27 protein-coding genes are annotated in these 21,763 nt (G+C 69.9%); 3 read left to right on the top strand and 24 right to left on the bottom strand.

The annotated features are described in order from the left end of the window. Positions 1-97 precede the first annotated feature (97 nt). On the bottom strand, positions 98-1,288 hold the full coding sequence (locus ABZ567_RS31120) for a helix-turn-helix transcriptional regulator (protein WP_360796433.1): 1,191 nt from the start codon (positions 1,286-1,288) through the stop codon (positions 98-100). A gap of 162 nt (positions 1,289-1,450) precedes the next feature. Between ABZ567_RS31120 and ABZ567_RS31125 the strand changes: the two genes are divergently transcribed. Beyond that, positions 1,451-1,687, top strand: a complete 237-nt coding sequence (locus ABZ567_RS31125; protein ID WP_360796436.1) for a hypothetical protein — start codon at positions 1,451-1,453, stop codon at positions 1,685-1,687. Positions 1,688-2,392: 705 nt separating this feature from the next. Beyond that, positions 2,393-2,836 carry a hypothetical protein gene (locus tag ABZ567_RS31130; RefSeq protein WP_360796439.1) on the top strand — a complete coding sequence of 148 codons (444 nt, stop codon included), beginning with the start codon at positions 2,393-2,395 and terminating at the stop codon, positions 2,834-2,836. A 64-nt stretch (positions 2,837-2,900) separates the two neighbouring features. On the opposite strand, the gene ABZ567_RS31135 is transcribed toward ABZ567_RS31130, so the two are convergent. The 7 genes from ABZ567_RS31135 to ABZ567_RS31165 all read right to left on the bottom strand — a co-directional run bounded on the left by ABZ567_RS31135 (position 2,901) and on the right by ABZ567_RS31165 (position 11,328). Further along, complete coding sequence (locus ABZ567_RS31135) at positions 2,901-3,212, bottom strand: hypothetical protein (protein ID WP_360796442.1); 312 nt, start codon at positions 3,210-3,212, stop codon at positions 2,901-2,903. Then, the gene (locus tag ABZ567_RS31140) at positions 3,209-3,442 is read right to left on the bottom strand and encodes a hypothetical protein (protein ID WP_360796445.1); all 234 of its coding nucleotides are present in this window, start codon (positions 3,440-3,442) and stop codon (positions 3,209-3,211) included. Before ABZ567_RS31140 ends, ABZ567_RS31135 begins: the two co-directional genes overlap by 4 nt. A gap of 66 nt (positions 3,443-3,508) precedes the next feature. Further along, the gene (locus ABZ567_RS31145; protein ID WP_360796447.1) at positions 3,509-4,351 is read right to left on the bottom strand and encodes an N-acetylmuramoyl-L-alanine amidase; all 843 of its coding nucleotides are present in this window, start codon (positions 4,349-4,351) and stop codon (positions 3,509-3,511) included. A 66-nt stretch (positions 4,352-4,417) separates the two neighbouring features. Further along, positions 4,418-4,681 carry a hypothetical protein gene (locus ABZ567_RS31150; RefSeq protein WP_360796450.1) on the bottom strand — a complete coding sequence of 88 codons (264 nt, stop codon included), beginning with the start codon at positions 4,679-4,681 and terminating at the stop codon, positions 4,418-4,420. A gap of 13 nt (positions 4,682-4,694) precedes the next feature. After that, on the bottom strand, positions 4,695-5,180 hold the full coding sequence (locus tag ABZ567_RS31155; protein ID WP_360796452.1) for a hypothetical protein: 486 nt from the start codon (positions 5,178-5,180) through the stop codon (positions 4,695-4,697). Between the two features lie 10 nt (positions 5,181-5,190). Then, positions 5,191-7,902 (bottom strand): hypothetical protein, encoded by a 2,712-nt coding sequence (locus tag ABZ567_RS31160; RefSeq protein ID WP_360796455.1) that lies wholly within the window; start codon positions 7,900-7,902, stop codon positions 5,191-5,193. Positions 7,903-7,914: 12 nt separating this feature from the next. Continuing rightward, complete coding sequence (locus ABZ567_RS31165) at positions 7,915-11,328, bottom strand: hypothetical protein (protein WP_360796458.1); 3,414 nt, start codon at positions 11,326-11,328, stop codon at positions 7,915-7,917. On the opposite strand from ABZ567_RS31165, the gene ABZ567_RS31170 reads away from it, so the two are divergent. Continuing rightward, positions 11,327-11,461: a hypothetical protein gene (locus tag ABZ567_RS31170; RefSeq protein ID WP_360796461.1), complete on the top strand. Its 135-nt coding sequence runs from the start codon at positions 11,327-11,329 to the stop codon at positions 11,459-11,461. The two genes, ABZ567_RS31165 and ABZ567_RS31170, sit on opposite strands and share 2 nt — an antisense overlap. Before the next feature lie 13 nt (positions 11,462-11,474). On the opposite strand, the gene ABZ567_RS31175 is transcribed toward ABZ567_RS31170, so the two are convergent. The 16 genes from ABZ567_RS31175 to ABZ567_RS31250 form a co-directional block, all read right to left on the bottom strand. Beyond that, positions 11,475-11,921, bottom strand: coding sequence for a hypothetical protein (locus ABZ567_RS31175; protein WP_360796464.1), 447 nt, complete (start codon positions 11,919-11,921; stop codon positions 11,475-11,477). Positions 11,922-11,929: 8 nt separating this feature from the next. After that, positions 11,930-12,415, bottom strand: a complete 486-nt coding sequence (locus tag ABZ567_RS31180; protein WP_360796466.1) for a hypothetical protein — start codon at positions 12,413-12,415, stop codon at positions 11,930-11,932. Between the two features lie 66 nt (positions 12,416-12,481). Beyond that, the gene (locus ABZ567_RS31185) at positions 12,482-12,919 is read right to left on the bottom strand and encodes a minor capsid protein (RefSeq protein ID WP_360796469.1); all 438 of its coding nucleotides are present in this window, start codon (positions 12,917-12,919) and stop codon (positions 12,482-12,484) included. Next, positions 12,912-13,268, bottom strand: a complete 357-nt coding sequence (locus ABZ567_RS31190) for a hypothetical protein (protein WP_360796472.1) — start codon at positions 13,266-13,268, stop codon at positions 12,912-12,914. The genes ABZ567_RS31185 and ABZ567_RS31190 overlap by 8 nt, the downstream gene beginning before the upstream one ends. Next, the gene (locus tag ABZ567_RS31195) at positions 13,265-13,582 is read right to left on the bottom strand and encodes a hypothetical protein (protein ID WP_360796475.1); all 318 of its coding nucleotides are present in this window, start codon (positions 13,580-13,582) and stop codon (positions 13,265-13,267) included. The genes ABZ567_RS31190 and ABZ567_RS31195 overlap by 4 nt, the downstream gene beginning before the upstream one ends. Next, on the bottom strand, positions 13,582-14,001 hold the full coding sequence (locus ABZ567_RS31200) for a hypothetical protein (protein WP_360796478.1): 420 nt from the start codon (positions 13,999-14,001) through the stop codon (positions 13,582-13,584). Before ABZ567_RS31200 ends, ABZ567_RS31195 begins: the two co-directional genes overlap by 1 nt. 14 nt (positions 14,002-14,015) lie before the next feature. Then, on the bottom strand, positions 14,016-14,516 hold the full coding sequence (locus tag ABZ567_RS31205) for a hypothetical protein (RefSeq protein WP_360796480.1): 501 nt from the start codon (positions 14,514-14,516) through the stop codon (positions 14,016-14,018). Continuing rightward, the gene (locus tag ABZ567_RS31210) at positions 14,509-14,865 is read right to left on the bottom strand and encodes a hypothetical protein (RefSeq protein WP_360796483.1); all 357 of its coding nucleotides are present in this window, start codon (positions 14,863-14,865) and stop codon (positions 14,509-14,511) included. The genes ABZ567_RS31205 and ABZ567_RS31210 overlap by 8 nt, the downstream gene beginning before the upstream one ends. A gap of 6 nt (positions 14,866-14,871) precedes the next feature. Beyond that, complete coding sequence (locus ABZ567_RS31215; RefSeq protein ID WP_360796486.1) at positions 14,872-16,071, bottom strand: DUF5309 family protein; 1,200 nt, start codon at positions 16,069-16,071, stop codon at positions 14,872-14,874. Between the two features lie 9 nt (positions 16,072-16,080). Next, positions 16,081-16,797 (bottom strand): hypothetical protein, encoded by a 717-nt coding sequence (locus ABZ567_RS31220; protein ID WP_360796488.1) that lies wholly within the window; start codon positions 16,795-16,797, stop codon positions 16,081-16,083. A 53-nt stretch (positions 16,798-16,850) separates the two neighbouring features. Beyond that, positions 16,851-17,999 (bottom strand): phage minor capsid protein, encoded by a 1,149-nt coding sequence (locus ABZ567_RS31225; protein WP_360796491.1) that lies wholly within the window; start codon positions 17,997-17,999, stop codon positions 16,851-16,853. 7 nt (positions 18,000-18,006) lie between these two features. Next, entirely contained in the window at positions 18,007-19,551 is a 1,545-nt protein-coding gene (locus ABZ567_RS31230; protein ID WP_360796494.1) for a phage portal protein, read from the bottom strand. Then, on the bottom strand, positions 19,538-19,759 hold the full coding sequence (locus tag ABZ567_RS31235) for a hypothetical protein (protein WP_360796497.1): 222 nt from the start codon (positions 19,757-19,759) through the stop codon (positions 19,538-19,540). The genes ABZ567_RS31230 and ABZ567_RS31235 overlap by 14 nt, the downstream gene beginning before the upstream one ends. Beyond that, positions 19,759-19,956 carry a hypothetical protein gene (locus ABZ567_RS31240; RefSeq protein WP_360796500.1) on the bottom strand — a complete coding sequence of 66 codons (198 nt, stop codon included), beginning with the start codon at positions 19,954-19,956 and terminating at the stop codon, positions 19,759-19,761. Before ABZ567_RS31240 ends, ABZ567_RS31235 begins: the two co-directional genes overlap by 1 nt. Before the next feature lie 9 nt (positions 19,957-19,965). Then, complete coding sequence (locus tag ABZ567_RS31245) at positions 19,966-21,201, bottom strand: PBSX family phage terminase large subunit (RefSeq protein WP_360796502.1); 1,236 nt, start codon at positions 21,199-21,201, stop codon at positions 19,966-19,968. After that, entirely contained in the window at positions 21,173-21,745 is a 573-nt protein-coding gene (locus ABZ567_RS31250; protein ID WP_360796505.1) for a helix-turn-helix domain-containing protein, read from the bottom strand. Before ABZ567_RS31250 ends, ABZ567_RS31245 begins: the two co-directional genes overlap by 29 nt. Positions 21,746-21,763 lie beyond the last annotated feature (18 nt).

A 21,763-nucleotide genomic window follows, 5' to 3' on the forward strand; every position in this document is an offset into this window, starting at 1 on the left:
GTGACCTCCGTCAATGTGTGCAAAGCATCCCGCCCCTGAACTGCGGAGATCCTACGGCCCCGCCTCGACATGCAGAGAGCGGGGCCGTACGGCGTCCCTACAACGGCATCCCCGACAGGGCCGAGAGACGCAACAGCTCCGGGTTGCTCCGTCGGTGCAACGACGCCAGGACTCGGAACACTTCCCGGGCAGTGGGGTGGATACGAGCCATCTGCGGCGCTGCCTCCCACGCTGCGGACAGATTCGCGAGGGCGGCCTCGCGGTCCCCCACGTCGAGGTGCGCGCGGGCGACGTTCAGACGCGACGGAGCAACACGGGTAGCCGGCAGGCCGTCGAGCACCGTGTCGAGGTTCTCCGCGACGGCGAGGGCCTCCCGAGGGCGGCCGAGGTCGAGCCGAGTCGCGAGGACGTGCGTGGCGGTGTTCTGCGGACCGAAGATCATCGAGTGCCGATTCGCGTCGCCACCGCTGAACCACTCGTCGGCCACCCGTTCGGCGGAGGCGATGTGCCGTTCTGCCTCGCGCGCCCCCTCGGTCTTGTCGTCCAGCCGTCCCGCCAGCGTCATCCCTCGCAGGTTCAGCACACCGACAGCGAACGCCCGATCTTCCCCGGAGAGCGTTGACTCGGCCCGCGCGATAGCCCGGTCAACGATCGTGAGGCCGCCGTCGGCGTCGCCGCCGTTCAGGTAGGCGCCGGCCCGGTCACGGGCGGCGATAGCCTCACCGAGCGGGGTGGGCTGCTGCTCGACGGCCCACCTTTGCCGGGTCACCGCCAACTCGGCCATGTCCATCCACCGATGCCGGGCCGCAAGCCAGTAGACGGAGCTGTAGACCTCCGCGAGCGTCATCCACGCCGCGGCTGTGTTCTCCGCATGGGCGTAGGTCGTGGCGCTCCGCAGGAGCCCCGGCAGGCGCGCGAGGACGTGATGAACGCGCGCCGCGTCACGGGCGTCCCGCACGGCCGTGACCGCGTCCAGGATGGCCCCCTCGTCGGCAGGGGTACGGCCCGGCAGGTCATAGTCCCGGACGGCTGACCGCAGTGCCGTGAGCCGTGCCTCGTCGACCTCTTCGACCCGGGCGCGGCCCAGCACCTCCGCCATCGACAGTCCGAGGGCCTTGCCGAACGCCGCGGCCACCGTCGGGCTGAGTGTGCGGTCGCCTACCTCGATCTTGGAGAGCAGCGACACGGACACGTTGGCCATCCGTGCGAGCTGAACTTGAGAGAGGCCGCGCTCTTTCCGGAGGAGGGCGAGGTTCGCCCCGGGTGCTACATCGCTGGGTGTGCCCATGTGGCCAGTCCTACCCGGTCGAGGTCAGATCACTGCCTCCATGGTTGCAGGCGACCGCCGAGTGCGTCCGGGCTTGTGCAAGACCTGTGCAAGTTGCCACACACAGACAGTCGTTAACTGGTTACACCAACCGCAGGAAGCACGTCACGAAGGGAGCAGACTTTGACCGCGCCGACGACCGAACCGCCGATCCGTCCCGTGGCCGAGGCCGAGGCCGGCGAGGTCTTCCTCGCGCTTCGCACGGCGATGGAGGAGGCCGGTTTCCCCTCCCGTGGCATGTACCGCGAGGTGCAGCCCACCCACCGGGGCGACGTCTCGGTGTACGTCCTCGGCTCCGTGACCATGAGTGGTGCGAAACGGTTGACGGCCATCCTCCGCGCTGCCCGGCGGCCCCAGTGAGGTACCGGGCGGGGGACTACGTAGTGGACGGTACGAGAGCCCTCGCAGGCCAGGTGCGCGACGTTCACGGCAGCCTGCTGACCCTCGCGCGCCCGGGAGGCTACGAGTGGACCGCGAACCCGGACGACTGTTGGACCGCGAGCCCCGAGGAACGCGCGAGCCTCACCCCTCATGGGGCGCTCCGCATCATCAGCACCGACGCACCGCCCAAGCGGCCCTCTTCCTCATCGCCGTAGCCATCGGCGCATACGGCGCAGCCCTGTGGCTGCGCACCCCGTAGACAGCCGCCCCGTCGATGTCGATCCCCCGCCTCCTCGGCGGGGCGGCGATCCACCCCTCGTAGCTCAGTCAGGAAGAGCCCGTGCAGGCCGTTTCGTCTACACACCTGCTCGGCGACTCCGGTTCGACTCCGGACGAGGGGACTGCTCCGCTCCTGTGGATGTCTTGGTCGAGTGCCAGGGGAGCGGGGCTCAGCAAGTGCAGCACTTCCACCACCGAGTGAAGGAGTACGCACATGATCAACATGGACCGCTGGATCACCCTCCAGGGCGACGAGGACCAGGGCAACAAGGACATCGAGAGCGGCGACGGCGGCGGCAGCAACCCGACTCAGGGTTGCGGCGACAACTGACCCTGTAGCACAGCAAGTCGCGGGCCCCGCTCTGGCAGGATCAGAGCGGGGTTCCGCACGCGAGGAGAGGCGCCATGGCACGCGAGATCAGCGGTACGAGCAGGGTGACACTGTTTCCCCTGCTCCACATGTGGCCGGACATCTACGGCGTCGCGGCGTACGCGACTACCGGGCACTTCGGAGTGACGGCGGCCGTCGGGTACATCCCGATCCCCGAGGTCCCCGATGTGAGCCTCCTCGACGTCGGGGCGCGACACACCGGCTTGAACGCGGGCCGGGAGGCGCATGCCGAGTGGGTCATCTGTACGGCGTGGAGCGCCCGGACGGTCCTCAAACCGGGGTCCGTAGATCTTCCGTCTGCCGAGTGGTCCCTCGAATGGGACGCGCGAGCGGAGCCGAAGGGTAACGGGGGCAACATGTACGGGCATAACGAGGTGTACGTCGGCCGGTTCGCCCTTGCCGACGAGGTACTGATGAAGCAGGCCCGCGAACTCCTTCCGGAACTCGCGCGACGGTAGCCGATCTGACACGACGAAACCGCCCCCTCCGGCGCCTGTGTGGCGCGGGAGGGGGCGTTGGTGTTCAGCGAGACGCGAATGTCCAGAGTGCCAGGGCGAGGCCGCCGGCGCCCGTGAGCGCGCCAACGCTCGCCACAGGCCAGCGGGAGCGTTCGAGGGCGTCGAGACGGGCGTCGTTGCGCTTCTGCCGCTCGGTTTCGCCGCGTTCGACCATGTCGATTCGGGTGTCGTGAGCGGCGAGGGTCTCGTCGGTGCGGTTGCTGCGGTGGACGAGCAGGGCGAGGGTGCCGGCCTGCTCCGCGAATCCGGCGCGAATCTCGCCGCGCATCTCGGCGATGGCGACGGCGACCGATTCGGATGTCGTTGAGTCGGTCACCGGCGGGCCTCGCCGTCGTCGACCAGGCCGAGGCCGACGCGGTCGAGGAGCGCCTCGACGGCGGGCAGGGCCATGACGCGGGCGAGGCCGCCCGCGACCGCGAGGGCGCCGGCCGCGAAGGGCAGGGCCGCGGGGATGCCGGACGCGGCGACGATCGCGGGGAGGGCGAGCGCCAGGGCCACGGTGACCTGGAGGATGGTGCGGGCGGTGCGGATGTTGGCGGGGGACATGCGGGTACCTCCGGTGGGGGGATGCTCGAGTAATGGTTCAGATTTCAACGAAACCTCGAGGTTTCGTCAGGCCGTCACGGTGAACCCACGCTTCTTCGCGAGCTTCTCCAGCGACGCGGGCCCCGGCTTGCCGTCGGCGTCGTTGCCCTTGTAGCCGCACCGTCGCTGCCACGCGGCGTACGCCAGGACAGTGGCCGTGCCGTAGTGCCCGTCAGCCACCTCGCGCGCGAGCAGACCCTCGGCGACGAGCGCCGCCTCGACCGTCTTCACGCCGTAGTACGACACCGGCGTGCCCTTCCTCGGCGGGTCGGCCTTCGCTGCCGCGATGAGCTTCGAGAGGTCCACGACAGGCTTCGGCGGCGTCGGCCTCGGCGGCGTCGGCGGCTTCTGCTCGGGCTCTTCCTCCACGGTCGGCCTCGGTGCGCCGCGCTTCGTCCAGTCGTACAGAGCGTCTCCCGGGCAGCTGGTCGGGTGGCCATCGCGGTGACCACCGACCCACGTCCCTGCGCCGCCGTGCTTGCGCAGCTCCTCGATGGCGTCGCGAATGCCATGCAGCATGGCATCGGTCGGCTTGGTCAGGCCGGACGAGCCCAGGAGCGCGCACACGGCGTAGTCCCGGGAGTTGAGTGCGGCCGTGCCGTTCGCCCCGGTCCGGCGGCGGACCCCGCGGCCCTCGTACGCGGTGCCGTGCTCGCAGACGAGGAAGTTGTACGCCACATCGACGTACCCCTCCTTCTTGTTCGCGAGGTGGCTGGCCCGGATCTGCCGGACGTAGGCGGCGCACTGCGCGTGCGGCCGGCTCGTGTACGCGGTGCCGAGATAGTGGATCTTCACCCCGTGGGTGGAGCCGATGTACGTGGCCGGGCTGGTCGCGGGCGCGCCCCAGTCGGCACGGCGGACGATGGCCATGATGGTCTCCAGACATGACGAAACCCCGGGCCGTAGCGGCGCCGGGGCAGGTGGGCAGGGGCAGGGTCAGGGAGTGAGCGGAGGCGGAGGAGTCCACTTTGTGGACTCGGTCTTGAGTCGGAGGATCTCGATGATCTTCTCGCCGCCGATGAGCGGGATGAGCGCCTCGGCGAACGCGCGGACCGCGGCGTCCACGCCCTCGCTGTCGAATATGGCCACAGGCGGGTAGCTGGGGGTGCCGACCGACACATGGACCGACCCCCACTCGGGGTGCCAGAGGTGGAGGTCGTAGGCGATGCCGGCGTCGTCGAAGTCGGGGAATGCGGGCACGGGGGGCTCCTGGTCAGGTGGCAGAGATGCGGGTGATGCCGAGGGTGACGCCAGCCGCGATGTTCGAGCCGCTCTGTGTGTTCAGGTACAGCTCGATGTACTGGTTGGCATTGAGGATGACGACCCCGCCGGCGACGACCTGCATGTTGCCGGAGCTGCCTCGCTGGGTGCCGACCCGAGTGCCGGGCGCAGGCGACGCCGAACCGTTGATGCGGATCTCGCCCCGGGCGTCAACTGCACCGAGGGCGGCGGGCCAGATGATGCCGCCGTGAACGAGGTAGACCCCGGTGGTGGGGGCGATGAGCCGGGTCGGGGCTCCGGCGCCCCACATGCTCGCTGTGTTGCTGCTGAGGGTGGTGGTGAAGGCGGCCGGGGTGTATGTGGAAGACCCCGTGGGCACGTTGAACGAGCCCACATGGGCCTGTACATGAGGCTGGACAAGGGCGTTGATCGGGTCGGCCCGGATTCCCTGGCCTGCGTACACAATCGGATCGGGCACAAGGACCTCCTCAGAGGGCGTAATAGGCGGGGCGGGCCAGGGATACGGCGGCCCCGGCCGCGTGGGACTTGGTCACGCCGTTGGCCGAGCGAACGACGGTGAATGTCTGCGTCAAGCCGGTACCGGTGATCGCGGTGACCCGCATCTCTTCGCCGCCGACGGTGATGTCGATGGGCATCTCGGCAGGGTCGACCGTCCAGCGGACCCCGACCGTGGTGGTCACCGACAGGGACGTCGCCGTCGAGCTGACACCGGACGCGAGCTGAGAGCCGCTGGTGTCGGCCTTGCCCCGGGTCGCGGAGTCGTAGATGCCGACCCGCCACGGTCCCGCCGGTGAGCACGTGAGGACGACATCCCACGTGTGGGTACGAAGGTTCTCTGAGATGCGCTGCACGAGGAGGGCAACCGGCCCCGGCGGCATATGCGAGGGCGTGCCGGTGATCTGTATGTAGTCCCCGACCCGGAGCCTGGAGACGGCCGGGATCAGCTCCGGGTGCCGGTGCAGCATGATGCGGACCTGCGGATACCGGGCCTCATCCCACGTGCCCACATGCAGCCGCCACGCTGCTATCTGTTCTGTCCGGCCATCGGTCGCCAGAGACAGGGGTACGGCCTCGTCGTACTGGCCGACGGCTGCCACAGACAGTGGGCCTGTCCCCTGCACCGCGCGGGCCGAACTGCCGCCCACGCGCTCGACGGTGACGTCGTTGCGGAGCCGGAGATCGTCCTCGACCGGGCTGAAAGGAGTGGTCAGCGCGGCATACGGAATGACGACAGGGGACTGAATTTCCAGGCTCGTACGGTCTCGGTAGACCAGGCCGAGACTGTTCGGCTCCTCGGCCAGGATTCCGCCGTCTGAGTCCGCGCACTCCTGGAGGACGTCCAGGAGGACGCCGGGCCGCTGCGCGCCCATGGCCTCTGCGTCCTGGGCGCCGTTGCCCTGCCAGGCGGACAGGGTGACGTTGGTGCGTTCCTCGACGGCCAGACGGCGAAGGCGGTCCACGGCTGTCTCGCCGATCCACCCCGTTTCGGCACCCATGAACGGGAAGACGGTGGAGTTCACGCCACCGTCCCGAAGGACGACGACATGCCCGACCCTCAGCCCCGGGAACGCGCCGAAGACGGTAGCGATCTGGGTAACGGCTCCCGCGCTGTTGATTGATGTACCGCTGGTGTAGCTGTAGGTGCCGAGGCTGTTGTACCAGCCGATGTTCCAGTTGATCGTGTTTCCGCCACCCGGCTGCTCCACCCGTACCGTGATCCGCTGCCACCCTGAGAAGACCTCGGGCGGCGCGCCCATCGTGGCTTCCAGGAGCATCGTGTTCTCGAAGTCGAAGGCCTGGAGTGTCGCCTGTCCGGCCCGCATCAGGACCCGCCACCGGACCAGCGATCCGTTGGTGCGCCACGCGAAGATTTCGGCGTCGCTCACCGGGGCGGAGTCGACCCGGTAGAAGAGGTGTACGGACCACTCGTAGTCGGGGGGCCCCGAAGGTATCGGCACGCTGCCGGTCATGGTGCCGCCCGCGTCTACCGCAGGAAGCATGGCCGACCCGGCGAGGGTGTCATCGGACGCGAATGAGGCCTTGGTGAAAGCCAGCGGTCGGACACCCTTGATCGGGGCGGCCGCTTGGGTGGCGCTGCTGCCGTCCTCGCACGGCCAGTACGCCACAGGCGGGTCCCACGTGATGATGCGCCGGCGGAGCGCGGAGTCGATGGCCTTCCGGCCCTGCCCGAGCCGTCGGAGCACCCCGGCGGTCTCGATCGGGGCCCGCACGTCACCGCCGGAGCGGTGCCACGTCGAGGGCCACGACGGTACGACGTGCACGACGCGCGTACGTCGGTCGGTGATCGTGGCGTGGTCCCGAAGGGTCCAGACTCGGCCGGCAGAGTCGGTGAAGCCGGTGGCTCCGGCGTTCTGCTGGTCGAAGCGGGGTGCGGCGACGACGGTGCCGCCGATGCCGTTGCGGACCTCGGCGGCGTAGACCTCTCCGACGGGGGCGAGGAAGTTGAATCCGCTGATGTCGCCGACCTGGAGGTCTGCCGTGTTGGTGGCGATGCTGGTCGTGCCGGTGGTGACCTGGGCGGGGCCGAGCTGGGTCCACGGTCCGGCGAGCGTGGGGGCGGTGTAGAAGGTGACGGTGTGCCCGCCGCTGCCGTTGTTGACGTCGAGGGTGGCCCGGACCGCGAGGCGGCGGCCGGGGCCGGCGGGGAGGGGCGCGGAGGTGCGCTGCACGAAGGCGGTGCCGTCTGGCGACCATGCGAGAGACAACCCAAGCACGTTGACGTACAGGTACCAGGTGGCGTTGGGCGCCGCCGCCCACTTGCCCATCAGGAACGTCGAGTTGTCGGGCCGCCAGTCGTCCAGGGCGCCGTCAAAGCGGACGTCGAGGTCACCGGTGATGTTGAACGACGCGTGATGCGGGGTCGAGGCTCGGTCCTCGACGGCGTCGTTGACCCGCATGTACGTCTCTCCGGCCGTGGTGGAGACACGGATCGGCGTGTTGCGGGGAAGCTTTCCGAAGTAGGGCGAGTTCGGATTCCGGTTGGAGTACACCCCATTGGGTGACAGGAGTGTGAGAGCGCCGGTCCCCGGCTCGACGGGGCGTCCCTCGTCGGTCCGCCCGTAGTCGAGTTGGATTCCCGTGGCCTGGACGACGTGCTGTGTGACGTCGGTCCAAGCACCCTGGATCTGGAGTTCTACGCGGGCGTCGGGGACCGGCACGGACCCTCCCTTCTACTGGCCGAAGGCGATCTGAACGTTGCCTCGGCCCTGCTTCTGCACGATGCGGGTGATGGTGTCCTTGAGGCCGTCGCCGTGGAGTTCGATGACGATCGGCCCCTGAGATCCGGCCGGTCCCGGGAACCCTCCGGCCGCCGAGGCATCGAGCACCCCGCCGGGCAGGCTGGTGGTGATGCCCTGTAGCTGCCGCTGGAGCGCGGGAACCTGCGACCGGATACCGGCCTGGAATCCGGCGATCACACTGCGGCCGGCGGGGGTGAGGATCGTCGCGTCGGTCTCCGCCGGGCCCTTCCAGTCGGGCAGGCTCATGGTGATGTCGCCGAGCATGCCGCGCAGGTCCCCGAGCATGGACGCGATGCCGTCGATCAGGCCGTAGATGATGTCGCGGCCAGCCCAGTACAGGGTGTTCCCGAGGTTTCCGAGAGCCTGGACAATTCGGCTCGGCAGGCCGCCGAACACCTCGTCCAGCTCACGCAGGGCTCCCCGCATGCTGCCGACGAGGTTGTCCGCGGTCTGGCGACCCAAGCGCTTTGCGAGATCGCCGAGCTGCCCGAGTGCCTTGCCCGACCGGTCCTTCATCGACACGAAGTTCCGAACGAGATCCTCCGCGTAGCTCCGCGCGATCCCCTTCGCCTGCGACAGAGCGGAGGAGAGATCACCGCGCAGCAGAGTCACGATCGCTCGAACCGCCGGGATGACATACCGGTTGATGACCTGCGCGAGGGACGACAGAGCCCCCGTCGCAAGCCGCGTCAGGAGGTTGATCAGAGGCACGAGAATGGGCATGAGCTTGGTCAGAAGCGCGGCCACGAGTTCGAGCACGGTGACGATAAGCGGGGCCAGCTCGACGAGCAGTTCAGCGAGGGCAACCCCGACCTCGGTCAGGCTCGGCGTCAGGTCGATGATGACCTTGGTCAAGAGCGGGAACAGCATGTTCGCGAGCTTGAGCAGCGGCGGCAGGAGCGCGGGCAGCACCTCCTTAGCCAAGGCCTCGAAGATCGGCATCAACATGTCGCCGACGGCCTTCGCGAGAGCGGCCACGAGCGGAGCCACAACCTTGAACTGCTCCCCGAGCAGCTTGAAGATCGGCGCCAGGATGGGCAGCGCGCCCGCGATCAGGTCAGCAACGAGGTCGACCAGAGGCAGCGCCATCACGACCAGCTGCCCGAACGCCTTGGCCAGCTCGACCGCCACAGGCCCCAGCGCCGTAGCGATCTTCAACAAGCCCGTGCCAAGGTGCTTCACCAGCTGCTCGACCGGGGGCCCGAGCGTCTTGAACACCTGCCCCAGCGTGCGGAGCAGGGAGACGAGGATCGGCGCCGCCGACCGTGCCACCTGCGCCATCACGCTGAACAGAGCCTTCAAACCGGCCTGCACGTCCGGAGACGCGAACGCCTTCTCCAGCGCACCCGTGATCTCTTTCAATACCCCGACCATGCCGCCGCCGGACACTTCGGCCGCCTTGAAGACGGAGCCGATGATCCCGAACACGTTCCCGGCGACCTCGGCCAGGTCGCCGATCAGGTCGATGGCCTGCTCGATGGCCTTCTGGAGTGCGCCCGACTCGAACGACTTGGCCAGCTTCTTCATGAGCCGGTCGAAAGCATTTCCGCCGGCCTTCGTCAGCCGCTCGAACGACGGACCGGCCGCCGCTCCGAGCTGGCCGAGGGCGGTCACCATCTGCCCCGGCATCCGGGACAGGTTGTGCAGGCCCTTCGTGGCCGAGCCCATCGCCCGGCCGAGAGTGCCGTTGTCCGCGAGCTGCCGGGCCGCGTTCAGGACACCCTTACCCATCGAGTTGAGGGCGTCGGCAGACCCCGTCAGGCCCTTCCGCAGGACCGGCAGCACGCTGCCCGCCGTACGGGTCATCTCCCCCGCGAGCCCCCGGAACAGGTGCTGCTGCACGTCCAGGCGCAACGCGTCCCACGCGGGCTTGAGAGAGATGATCGCGCGGACGAACGCCTGCGCGGCCGGAGCGAGCTTGGCCATGGCCTCGGCGAACGGATCGACCTTGGCAGCGCCACCGCCCCCCTTCGGAGCCATGGCCTCGGTCAGGGCCTCCTGCGCGCGCCGTACCTGCTCGATGCCGTCAACCGCCGTACGGGCAGCTTCCTTGCGAGCGTCGGCGAGGGCCTCCTCCCGGTCCTTGACGGCAAGCTGAGTGTCCGCAATCCGCTCCTGAGCCTGCCGGACCGCGTTCGTCCCATCCACGCCGGCCTTGTTCGCGGCCGTCGTCTCCTGGCGCAGGCGTTCCGTCTGCTTCTGCTGCTCCTTGAGCCGCTGCGTCGCCCGCTCGTAGGCGAGCTGCGCCCGCTCGATCTCCTCGGGCGTGCCCTTCTTCCGCGCCGCGGCGAGTTCCTTCTCGGCCTCGGCGACGTCGAGCACCGCGTCGCGCTGGTCGATTTCCGCGCTCGCGAGTTCGTCGTTCAGGTCCTCCAGGTCCCGGGCGCCCTGCTTGCGAGCATCGTTCAGGGCCAGTTGTGCGGCGCGGGCCTCGCGCTGCGCGTCCGTGAGGTCGCCCTCGGCGTCCTTGACCCGCTCGACCGCGCGCTCGTTCGCCTCGGCCGCGTTCTTCACCGCGTCTTTCAGGGCCCGCTGCGCTGCGGTGACGGCCTGGGTGTTGTCTGTCGCGCTGCCGGCGGACGTGGCGACGGTCTTGAAGGCGGCCCCGAGGGCGTCAGAGACACCGCTCATGCCGATTTTCAGTGCGCCATTGGCCTGCGCCAGGGCAAACACGGCAGTCGCCGCCACCGCGGCCGCGGGCGCGATGTTGGCCAGCATCGCCGCAGCGCCGGCCGCCACCGGGATGATCGCCCCGACCTTCGCCGCGATCATTCCGGCCGTGCCAGCCACGGACGCGAGCGGGCCCAGAGCGGACCCGATCCGGCCCAGCGACAGGGATGCCCGGTTGCCCTCGCGGTTCACCGTCCGCAGGCTGCTGCCCGCACTGTCGCCGAGCCGGACGAACCGACCGCTGGCGTCTCGCAGCGGACCATCGATCTGACGGACCGAGTCGGCTGCCTCGTCCCCCATCCGGGCGACCTGGCTGCTGACGTCGCGCAGCGGACCATCGATCTGTCGCACGCTTTCGGCTGCCTCAGCGCCGAGGCGAGCGAAACGACCGGACGCGTCCCGCAGCGGTCCGTCCATCTGCCGGACAGACTCCGCAGCGGCGCTGCCCAGGCTGGCGAACCGCCCACGGGCGTCCCGCAGCGGCCCATCCATCCGCTGAACGGACTCCGCCAGATCGCTACCGAGTCGAGCGAACCGACCACGGACATCCCGCAGTTGGCCGTTCAAGTCCCGGGAGAAGCCCCGCATTTGCAGTTCGGCAGCGGACAGCCCTCGGCGCATGCCGGAGTCGTCCACGCGGATGTTCGCGACCAGCTCGCCCACGGTGAGCGTCATGATCAGACCTCCCGTCGGTCAGGTGGATCTCAGGGCGGCCCGGATCTCGTCGGGGTCGTCGATGATCGAGATCTCGTCTCCGGCCATGCGCCGCCACATGGACTCCGGCGACAGACCGGAGATGAGGGCGTAGAAGCGTCGGCGGGTCAGCCGCGCGACTTCTTGCGGCCCGAGGCCGTACTCCCGTTGGAAGTCCGCTTCGAGGGCCCACCAGTGGCGTTCGATCGCGAGCGTCGTGCGGCTCGGTTCGGCTGCGCTTTTCCCGCCTGGGCGCCCTCGCCCTGCTCGACCAGTTCGTACGCCTCGGCGAACGTGAGCGGGTTACCGCCGGCGTGCGCGAGGCCCCACGTGAGGACGGTCTGAAACTCCTTGAGGCCCATGCCGTTCTCGCGCCACTGCTCCATGCAGTCGGTTCCGAAGATGAGCGAAACCAGTTCGGCGACATCGTCGAGTTCGGCCGAGTCCTGGAGTTCCTGCACACGGCGCTCGACGAGGAGCGGCATGTCGGTCGGGACGGGGACGGTGACGCCGCGGATCTCCTCGGTCTCACCTCGGGACACCTCGGACCAGAACGCATCCCACGACTCGTTCACGCGGCCGCTCATGCCTTCGCCGCCGTCGTCGAGTTGCCGGAACGGGTGACCGTGACGGACCACGACTTCTTGTCGTTGTTCCCGCCGCCCTGGTCGCCGAGCTGGAAGGTGGCTCGGGGCCACACCTCCCACGTGGTGTCACCCGGGGCCGCGAACCTGAACCCGACCTCGCTCTCGTCGCCGAGGCGCCGGGCCTGCGCCTCCGCGAGGGCCTGCGCCGGGTCGAGGGCGCCCGTGGACTGGTCCTTGAGCCGGAATCCCTCCAGAGTGATGGACATGCCCTCCTGCATGTTCTGGGTCTCGGCGCGGCCCTCAGACCCGAAGGTCGTGGTGTCGGTGGCCTCGTAGTCGAAGCTGCGGGAGAACGTGTTGATGCCTCCCGTGTCGGCCTCGTTGCCGCCCTTGGCGGTGCGGAACGCCACCCACGTGCCGGGGTTGAGGAAGTCCTCGATCTCGAACTCGCAGTCGCGAGCGTTGTACTTGCGGGGTGCCATGGGTCCTCCTGGGCATGCCGAAGAGCCCGCGGCCAGGAGAGGCGGCGGGCTCGGAAGTGGGTGGGGTCAGACGCGGTGCGCCGTGGGCGCGTGGATCTCCATCCGGAAGTTCGCGATGTGCTCGTGCCGGCCGTTCTCGTCGGTGCCCATCGACGCGGCGTCGGCCTGGAGACAGACGGAGAGGATCAGCTCGGTCCCGTCGGGCAGGGTGACGGGACCGAGGCCGTGCAGGGCTGAGCGGATCGCGCGGCAGCGGCGCCGGGACACGCGCGGGTCTGCGGTGCCGCGTACGCGGACCTGGACGCGCGGTTCGTCGTACGGGAGCAGGGAGTCGGGCTCGGCCCGGTCGTCGTAGACGGTGAGGACGACGGCCTCGTCCGGCTCGGGCGGCATGAGTTCCAGGAAGCAGTCATCCGTGAGGTCGCCGCCGCTGGTGTAGGTGACGAGGCTGCGCTCGGCCAGGTAGCGGGCGAGGCCGTCGAGAATGTCGAATTCGTCATCCACGGAGCCACCGCCGCATGTCCACGGCCATGAGGCGCAGGACGACGTCCCGCTCCCGGTTCATCGGGATCTCCAGGTACTTCGCGGAGCGGCCGGGAAGGTGCCGCCAGGTGAGTTCCTCGTGCTGACGGACGGCGTAAACGGTGTCGAAGGTGACCGCGCCGTTCAGGCCGTCACGGACGACGCGCCCCGAGCGTTCGAGGGTGCCCTCGTCGAGCGGCACGATCTTGCGGGCTTCCGCGAGGACGTGCTCAAGGCCGCGTTGCAGCCCCTCGCCCGCGAGGCGTCGGCCCCGCGCGGTCCACTGAGAGCGGGCGTTCCCCGGGATGAAACGGGTGTACTGCGGGCTCACAACAGTTGCACCTCCACATGGTCCGGGGTCGGCATACCGCCGCCGGACCGGTCGAGGCGGGCGATCACGGTCGTCCGCCGCCCGGACGGCAGGGTGACGCGGGACTCCGACGGGCAGTCGAGGCCCGGCCGGGCGTAGAACGTCGACGACGACACGACCTCACGGCCGGTCGGGTCCCGCACGGTGCGCGTCTTCTCATCGAGGAAGCACCGCACGACGACGGGCGGCCCGTACCGGGGGCCCACCGAGGTACGCCCGAGGTACGGCTCGACCGTCACCCGGTGCCCGAGCATCGCCGCGGGCAGGGCGGTCATCATGTGGCCACCGCCCCGAGCACGAACAGGTCCGGGGTCAGGTCCGGGGAGCGGAGCGCGTCCCACACCGCTGGGGCGATCTGCCGCCCGGGCGACTGGTCCCCGGATGTCGCGGTCACCGACCGGCGGAGACGAACCGAGCCGATCTCCACGTCGCCCCAGCCGACCGCGGCCGCGCCAGTCACGTCGCCGACGTCGACCCCCCACTCCGCCTGAGCGCACACGGCGTCCGTGAACGCCTGGGCGACGACCGGATCGGAAGGGAGGCCGCCGTCGTCAACCGCGTACGCGCACAGCCGGAGCACCTGGGCGTCGAGGAACGCCGAGGCGCGCCTGAGGCGAGTCTCGATGTCTACCGGCGCGGGAGTGACGCCGGTGTAGTCCTCGTACTGGGCGGCGGTCGCGTAGACACGGGCCATGGCGACCACCCCCTCTACGCGCTCGCGCCGATGACGACGATGTCGTACGACACCGGCGTCCCGCCCGAGCTGTTGGCGACCTTGAGCAGGTCGGCGGTGCCCGCGGCTACCGCGTAGGTGACGGCGTCGGCCGCGCCGGTCGTGAGCGCGACGGTGGCACCCGGGCGCAGCGTGAGCGTGCCCGTGGCGTTGAGCAGGGCGGCCCACGGTGAGCCCGCAGCAGCGCCGATGACCACGTTGTTCGTGTTCGCGGCAGCCGCCGAGATGAGCAGTCCCTTGATCCGGACGAACGTGAGGGCCGCCCCGAAGGCATCCGTGAGGACGCCTGCGAGGTCGAGATCCTCCGTCGCCGAGGCCGCGAGCGTCCGCGTGTCCGCGAACCGCAGGTCGGCCTTCCCAGCGCCGGTCCCGGACTCCAGATGCAGGCCCCGACGCCACGACAGCGGGTCGGCCGCCGTGGACAGGTCGCCGGCCTTCGTGAGGTTCGCCGACACGGAGACCCCGATATCACTCACCAGCCCCATCGGGCTCACCTCCATGTGCCTTGATCAGGTCGTCCTTCGTGGCGGTCTCGGCGTCGGCCTGCTCGGCTCCCTGAGCGACCGCGTAGGCCACCCACTCGGCCTTCGCTGCGCCCTTGGCCGGACGCTCTGCCGGGGCCACGGGCTCGACCGGCTCGACCGGGGCGGGCGAGATGTCCGGCGACTCCGGTTCGACGGGCACGGGCGGCTCCTCTGCCACCGCTCGCCAGCCGGACTCCGGGTCGTTCGCGAGGCGCGCCAGTTCGACGGCCTCGGGGCTGTCCTCCAGGGGGCGCAGACTCTCCGCGACGTGACCGCCGCTCGCACGCTGGTAGATGGTCATGGGCGATCAGACCTTCAGACCGGTCATGACCGCGTGGGCCTTCTCGGAGCCGTACTTGAGGCCGATCTCGCCGTAGATCTGGACCTTGTCGCTGGCACCGGTCTTGGCGAGTTCCTCCTCGAAGAACACGCCCTTCCCCGGGATGTTCAGGAAGACCGGCATCAGCTGCTCCAGGGATGCCACGGTGATGACGTCCTGAGGCATGTGCCGGTCCATCATCACGTTGAGCGTGCCGAAGTCCGTGATGATCGTGTCGACAGCGACACCGCCGACCGTTCGGGACGTCTCGGTGAACTTGCCGTACGCGGACGCGAACGCCTCGGTAAGTGCCCGCTTCTGCGAGGAGTTCGTGATGAGCGTGGCGGTCTCCTGCTCGGAGATGCCGCCGTTGTCGTAGGCGAGCTGGAGCAGGTCCGAGACGTGGCTCGGGGTGAGGGTGGTCTCCCACGGGTTGGTGTACGCGATGCCTGTGGCGGTGCCGAGGGTGATCGCGGCGCCGCCGCTGGAGACGCTCACCTTGAAGGTGTTGGCGTCGATCGAGTCGACGAAGTAGATCCGGCCGGCCACGATGCCGGTCGCGGTCGACGTGTTGGTGAACACGATCTTGTCGCCGTCGGCCAGGCCGTGACCGGCGGCCGTGATGGTGTCGGTGGCGCTCGATGCGCCGGTCACGGTGACGCCCTTCGCGATCCGGTTCGTGGTGATCGCGGCGAGCAGGCCCCGGGTCTGACGCGCGGTCGCGTTGGACGTCGGGTTGGCGTGCTGGCCGTTGATGAACGACCAGTTGACGTCGAGGGCCATCTGCTTGAGAGCCTGCTCGACCTGCCAGTCCAGTTCGTTCGTCACCGGGTTGGAGCCGCCGCCGTGGTTGTACGGCGCGGACTGCGGCGACGCGACCTGACCGATGGCGGCCTGCTTGGTGTACGAGACCGACACGGTCTCCTGGTGGATCTGCACGACGTTCTTCACGTTCGCGCGGACGCGGCCCTCAGCGGTCGGCGCGTCGGCGCCCTCGACCCGGGTGCGCTGCGCCGGGTCACGCAGGTCGGAGGTCTGCCACTCGAACTCGGTGGCGGTGGTCATGCCACCGCCGGTGAGGCCACCGATGGCCGACAGCAGCGGGGTGTCCGAGGGCGTCAAGGCGAAGAGCTCGCCGGTGTAGTTGGGGAGGTTGAAGGTGGTGCCCATCCCGGTGATGCCGGCCATGGTGACTCCTTAGCTCTGTGCGGCCTTCTGCCGCTTCAGTCGGATGACCGCCTTGAAGTCCCGGCGTGCGGTGGCTTCGGCGATCTGCTTGTCGATGGAGGGCTGGTCTCCGGAGCCGCCGGAGCCGCCCATGTCGGCGCCGGAGCGGCCGGGCCCGCGCGGCGCGAGCTTCGCGAGCTTGGCGACTGCGGCCGTGATGCCGGCGGTGTCCACCTCGCCGTCCTTGCCGACGAACCGGGTGGTGTCGATGAGGTCGGCGGCCTCGCCGAGGCTGATCCCGGCGGCGGCGACCGCCGCGCGGAACTCGGCGGCGGCGAGCTTGGCGCCGTACTCGGAGGCGGCGGCTGTGCGACCGGCCTTCTCCGCAGCGCTGACGGCCTTCTCCTGCTCGGTCTGGTTCGCGGCCCGGAGCGTGGCGAGTTCGGTGGCGGCAGCTGCATTCTCCTTGGCGCGCTTCTCCCACTCGCGGGCGTGCGCCTTCCAGTCGGTCTCGGCACCGGGCTGGCCGGACGGCTTCCCGCCCTGCTCGCCGGTCTGCGCGGTGCCGGTGGCACCGCCCTGCTCGGTCGAGCCTGTGTTACCGACGCCCTGGCCGGAGCCGGAGCCGCCTTCGCCCTCGCCGTTGCCACCCGCGATGACGTGGATCGGTGCGCCGTTGCGGCGGTACCCGATCACCTGCCCGGCGGGGTGCGTGGCCTGAGGGTGCTGGAAAGGGGTGCGGTGCATGGTGTTCTCCCGTTTCGGGTGTGCCCGTGGCCGTGCGGCCGTGGGGCGGGTGTTCAGCGCGCGGAGCCGATCTGCTCGCGCGCGGGCTTGCGGCGCAGGACGTCGTGAGCGTCGATGTGGGCGCGCTGGGCGGCCTGCCACTTCCGTACGAAGGCCCCGGCGCGGCGCCGTGCGGCGTCGTCCATGGCGGCGGCCTGCACGCGCTTCCAGCGGCGAATGTGCCGCTCGATCTCGCGTTGCCGCTGCGTGTCCTCGTACGTCGTGTTCGGGGTGGGATGGTGCGGCGGCCGGGTCGTGACGCCGGGCAAGTACGCGCCGAGCGAGTGCCTGCAATTCGGGTGAAACAACCCGGTCGCGCGGGCCTCGGTCAGGCTCCCGGCGACGTGCACGGCGACGGTCTCGGGTGACCGGAGCTGCGCCCGTAGGCCGGTCGGCTGGATCACCTTCTCGACGCGGATCGTGTGCGGTCCGGACTCCGGTCCCAGGGTGAGCACCTCGCCCTCCCACGGTCGGCACCGCTCACACTCCAACGGGGAGTCCGAAACCATGACCAGGCCGACGCGGATCTCGGCGAGGGCGTCGATGTGGCCCTCGACAGCCGCGCGCGCGGTCACGGATCGCACGGCCATCTCCGCGTACGAGGCCATCTCCCAGCGGTGGCCGGCGGAGTCGACGAACCCGGTGATGCCCTGTCCCGCGAACTGGTCGAGGGCGCGTTGCGAGGCCTGTCGGCGGGTCATGCCGGTGAGCAGCTGCGTGCCGGACGCGCGGGCGATGATCCGCCGGTAGGTGTCGACGACGGCTCGGGTAATCCGCTGATAGACGGGGCGGGTGTCCTCGGCCATGCTCGCGGCGAGCCGGTCGACCGCCGGGGCGTTCGGCACGGTGTCACGGGCGACCAGCTCGCGGCCGATGTCGAGCGCGCCGAGTTCCGCGACGGCGGCCTGACGGCCCCGGTTGTACGCGGTGACCAGGGCGCGCCGTACGGCACCGGTCGTGTCGGCCTGGAGCGCTTCGGCGACCTGCTCGACGGCCGTCCGTAGGTTGCCGATGCTGGCGAGCTTGAGTTCGGCCCACCGAGGCGACTCGATGTCCTCCTCCAGGGCGCGCGCAAGCAGCTCCAGGAGCGCGCCCTCGGCGTCCCGGTACAGGGCGCCTACCTCATGCGCGAGGTCCTCCGCCATCGCTGGGGAAACCGGCATCGACGTCTCACTCCGCTCCGATGTCCTCGGGGTTGGCGGTCGGGCCGCGGCCGGATTCTTCGAGGATGCGCTCGACTTCGGCCTCGACCTGGTCCTTGTCCCAGTCGGGATGGTTCAGCCGGACGAGGGTGTCGGTCGAGGCTGCCTCGGCACGGCGCAGCAGCTCGGAAGTCGTCGCCAGCTCGCCAGCGGACTCGCTGATGGAGTCCTCGAACTCGACCTTCGGAGCCTCGCTGATATCGAGGCCGTCGACGCCGAACCGGAACCCGGCCTCGACCGCCAGGAGCGCGGCCGTGATGTCAGCCAGCGCCGGGGCGGCGTACAAGGCCTTGCGCGAGCGGGTGATCAGGGTGCGGCGCTGCCGGGCCCTGATCTCCGTTGCGGTCACTGCGGTGCCCTCGGACGCCTCGCCGAACGTGCTCGCGGAGTAGCCAGCCTGCCGGGCGGCCTCGTTGACGAGCGCGGCGCACGTGTCGGCGTGCTCCTGAACGCGTATTTCGAACTGAACGACGTCGATCGGGTCTCGGGTGCCGCTCATGTCGGGCGGCATGTTCAGGCTGCTGTAGATCCGCCGCTCTTCCTGCCAGGTGGCGCCCTTGCCGGGCCCGTTGGACTGGAGGAGGGAGTCGGCAACGACGATGCGGCCCTTGCCGTTCTGGATGTCGCGCATCCAGCTCGACCACGACTCGTCGAGGGAGTCGAGGATGCCCTCGATGCCCTGGAAGTCGGACTGTCCCCAGTACACCGCGCTCGGGACGTGACGCCAACCGCGCGAGGGGCGCACGTTGGGCATGTACGAGGCGGTGAGGTGGCCGGGCGCGCCGGTGTCGAGACCCCCGAGAGCGTCGACCTGCGAGGCGAGGGGCTCGGTGGCCGGGTGGTCGGCGAGCGGCCGGACGGCGCCGAGCGTGGTGCCGGTGCCCTCGTAGAGACCGTGGTAGATCCGACCGCGCTCGTGCCGTTCCAGGTGCCGGAACACGCGGCGGTCGTCGATGCCGTCCGGGCCCGGAAGCACAGTCCAGAACGTGACCGCGACCAGCTTCCCGTACCGGAACTCGGGGACGGCCCGGTCGGCGGCGACGGTGTCGATCCACGGCCGGTCTGACACGTCCTCGTCCCAGACGACGCGGAAGTACGAGCCGCCGAGCGCCGCGCACAGTTCGCCGCCCTCCAAGAGAGTGGGGTGCAAGCCCTTATCGACGAGCTTGTCGAGGCGCGCCTGTGTGGCGGTGTCGTCGCTGATCAGCTTCGGCGGCTCGGAGAACAGCAGGCCGGAGCTGGTGCGCGCGATGTCGCCCGCGAGCGGGATGTGCAGCTTGTCGCGCTTCTCGCCGTCGGGGGTTGGGGCGCCCCAGAACCAGCGGGCGAGACGGCCCCGGACACCGCCGGCGTACTGCGCGGGCCGGTTGGACGTGCCGACGGTGCCGCGCCCGGAGTATCGCTGCTCCAGCCGGTCAGGTTCGGCGGAGTACCAGGCGTCCCAGTCGGCGAGGTCGGACTGTACGACGGGGTCGATGGGCGGCCACGTGGTACCGGAGTCAGGAAGGGGCATCGCTGCTCACCTCCTGGTGCTCATCGAGGTTGTCGACGTACTCGACGGCGGCCGTGGCCACGTAAAGCTCAAGCTCGACGCGGGTTGGGGCGTCGTACTCGTGGTGGGTGGTGACGGAGCGGACGCCGTGAAGCTCGCGGCCGTCGAGGAAAACCCGGGCCCGCTGGGTGCCGTTCTCCAGCAGGACGCGAACGTCGTGGCGGGGCATCAGCCGGTCACCTCCCGTCCGGTCAGGGCGCGCCACAGGGCCCACAGGCGGGCGCGGTAGGTGACGCGGGCGGAGAGGATGATGTGCAGCTCGCGGCGGCTGTCGCCGAGGACGGTGGGCGGCGTGCGAGGGGTATGGATGACGACGTGGGCGCCAGTCCAGCGGGGGAAGGGCGGCAGTGGGGCGCGGGAGCGCACGGGGTCTCCTTACGCGGCAAGGGTGAGCAGGTGGCGCCACTCGTGGGCGGTGGAGTGCACGGCGTACCGCAGGGCGTCGACGGAGTGGTCAGCGATCTTGACGGGCTTGTCCTCGCCACGCTCGGCGGCCTTCTCGTCCCACACGTAGCCGGGCATCTCCTCGATGAGGCCGGTGCAGGAGCGGTGGACGCGGAGCAGGCCGGCGGCGAGGAGGGAGGCGACGGAGCGGATGCCGTCGACGACCTCGTTGTGCGCGCGGGCGATGTTCGGGAGCGACCGGTCGTCGAAGGCCTGCGCGATAAACGAGGCGGCGGAGGGGTCGATGAACGACCACTCGGGCCGAATGCCGAGGTCGCGGAGCCACGCACCGATGGCCTCGGAGTACTGGGCATCGGTGAGCTGCCGCATGGCCTTGCGGGAGTCGTGGCGCCACTCCGCGCAGACGTACAGGCGGTTGTCGTCGCCGAGGCCGAGGAGGATCACGGACGTCGGGTTGACCGTGCCGTAGTCCATGCCGAGCCAGTACCGGCGCATCGGGGGCAGCGTGTCGACGACGTGCTCGGCCTCGTCCCACGCCTCGTAGATCGCGCCTTCGGCCATGACCCAGAGCCCGAGGACGTTCCGCTTGTAGAAGAGACCGCGATAGCTGGCCTTCGTCCTCGCCTTGTACGCCTCCGACAACCCGGGGTTGTCGTCCATGACGAAATGCCAGCTCTTGAGCCGGGTCTCGCGGGGGCGGAGTAGGTACTCCTGCTTGGCCCAGTGCTGCGGGTTGTCCGGGTTGGTCGTGCCGTAGATCTTCGAGCCCTCGATCGAGCAGCGGGCGTTCAGCTGGTCGTAGAAGGTGCGGGGGAGGGTGGTCAGCTCATCGACGTACGCGCCCGCGCAGGTGAGGCCGCGGACCTTCGGTTCCGCCTGGGCGTCATTGGCGCCGAGGCAGTGCACGGTACGGCCGAGGACGGACGCGGTGGGCGCGCCGTTGGTGTAGTGGATGTCCCGGGTGAGCGGCCCGAAGATCGTCGGGTCGGTGAGCGGGCCGAAGACGTTGCGGGCGAGGCTGTCGCGGGTGCGGCCCACCATGACCAGCTCGCCGCCGGCGGGCCGGTCAGACACGAACGCGAGCCACGCGAGCAGGCTGGCGATCGTCTTCCCGGACCGCACGGAGCCTTCCCAGATGTTCTGGAAGGCGCGCGCCTCGACGATGGAGTCGACCTGCTTACGGGACAGGGGGAGGGGCGTCCTCATCGGCGCCACCTCCCCCGGGGTCGGTCTCGTCGGGCTCGGGTGGGGGCGCGCCGTGGTGCGCCACGTAGTCACCGAGCAGGCCGGCCATGAGGTCGCCGATCACCGAGCGGGATTCGGCGGCGCCGTCGTCCTTCGGGGGGACAAGCTTGAGGGAGCGGTCGAGGGCGGCCGAGGCGGTGGCCATCATGGTGCGCCGGTCGGCCGGGGTCGGCTCGGGCTGCCACCGCTCGTCGTAGTCGTGGTCCTTGCCGCCCCACTCGAAGTACAGGTGGGGTTGCGTCATCTTGCCGATCTCGCGCTCGGCTACGTCCTGGAGCGTCTCGGCCATGGCGGCGCGCCGCGCGGCCAAGTCGGCCTTACGGACGTTCGTGGCGGCGACAACCTCGGCGGCGCGGTCGAAGGACAGGCCGAGCTCGGTGGCGATGCTCGACACGGTCGAGGGGGAGCGGCTGAGCTTGCGGGCGATGGCGTTGCGACTGAGGCCCTCGGCGTGGAGTGCGCGGACCTGCTTCCGGTCCTTCTCGGTGATGGGTCGGGCGGCCACGACTCACCTCCTCGCCGA

This window comes from Streptomyces sp. NPDC016459 (assembly GCF_040632845.1).
GTDB lineage: Bacteria > Actinomycetota > Actinomycetes > Streptomycetales > Streptomycetaceae > Streptomyces.

Excerpts from the sequence above, each read along its gene's own strand:
- ABZ567_RS31225 (WP_360796491.1), bottom strand. The coding sequence starts at position 17,999 with ATGCCGGTTTCCCCAGCGATGGCGGAGGACCTCGCGCATGAGGTAGGC.
- ABZ567_RS31130 (WP_360796439.1), top strand. The coding sequence starts at position 2,393 with ATGGCACGCGAGATCAGCGGTACGAGCAGGGTGACACTGTTTCCCCTG.
- ABZ567_RS31200 (WP_360796478.1), bottom strand. The coding sequence starts at position 14,001 with ATGGCCCGTGTCTACGCGACCGCCGCCCAGTACGAGGACTACACCGGC.
- ABZ567_RS31235 (WP_360796497.1), bottom strand. The coding sequence starts at position 19,759 with ATGCCCCGCCACGACGTTCGCGTCCTGCTGGAGAACGGCACCCAGCGG.
- ABZ567_RS31195 (WP_360796475.1), bottom strand. The coding sequence starts at position 13,582 with ATGACCGCCCTGCCCGCGGCGATGCTCGGGCACCGGGTGACGGTCGAG.
- ABZ567_RS31220 (WP_360796488.1), bottom strand. The coding sequence starts at position 16,797 with ATGCACCGCACCCCTTTCCAGCACCCTCAGGCCACGCACCCCGCCGGG.
- ABZ567_RS31170 (WP_360796461.1), top strand. The coding sequence starts at position 11,327 with ATGATCAGACCTCCCGTCGGTCAGGTGGATCTCAGGGCGGCCCGGATC.
- ABZ567_RS31245 (WP_360796502.1), bottom strand. The coding sequence starts at position 21,201 with ATGAGGACGCCCCTCCCCCTGTCCCGTAAGCAGGTCGACTCCATCGTC.
- ABZ567_RS31215 (WP_360796486.1), bottom strand. The coding sequence starts at position 16,071 with ATGGCCGGCATCACCGGGATGGGCACCACCTTCAACCTCCCCAACTAC.
- ABZ567_RS31140 (WP_360796445.1), bottom strand. The coding sequence starts at position 3,442 with ATGTCCCCCGCCAACATCCGCACCGCCCGCACCATCCTCCAGGTCACC.
- ABZ567_RS31180 (WP_360796466.1), bottom strand. The coding sequence starts at position 12,415 with ATGGCACCCCGCAAGTACAACGCTCGCGACTGCGAGTTCGAGATCGAG.
- ABZ567_RS31165 (WP_360796458.1), bottom strand. The coding sequence starts at position 11,328 with ATGACGCTCACCGTGGGCGAGCTGGTCGCGAACATCCGCGTGGACGAC.
- ABZ567_RS31145 (WP_360796447.1), bottom strand. The coding sequence starts at position 4,351 with ATGGCCATCGTCCGCCGTGCCGACTGGGGCGCGCCCGCGACCAGCCCG.
- ABZ567_RS31120 (WP_360796433.1), bottom strand. The coding sequence starts at position 1,288 with ATGGGCACACCCAGCGATGTAGCACCCGGGGCGAACCTCGCCCTCCTC.
- ABZ567_RS31210 (WP_360796483.1), bottom strand. The coding sequence starts at position 14,865 with ATGACCATCTACCAGCGTGCGAGCGGCGGTCACGTCGCGGAGAGTCTG.
- ABZ567_RS31230 (WP_360796494.1), bottom strand. The coding sequence starts at position 19,551 with ATGCCCCTTCCTGACTCCGGTACCACGTGGCCGCCCATCGACCCCGTC.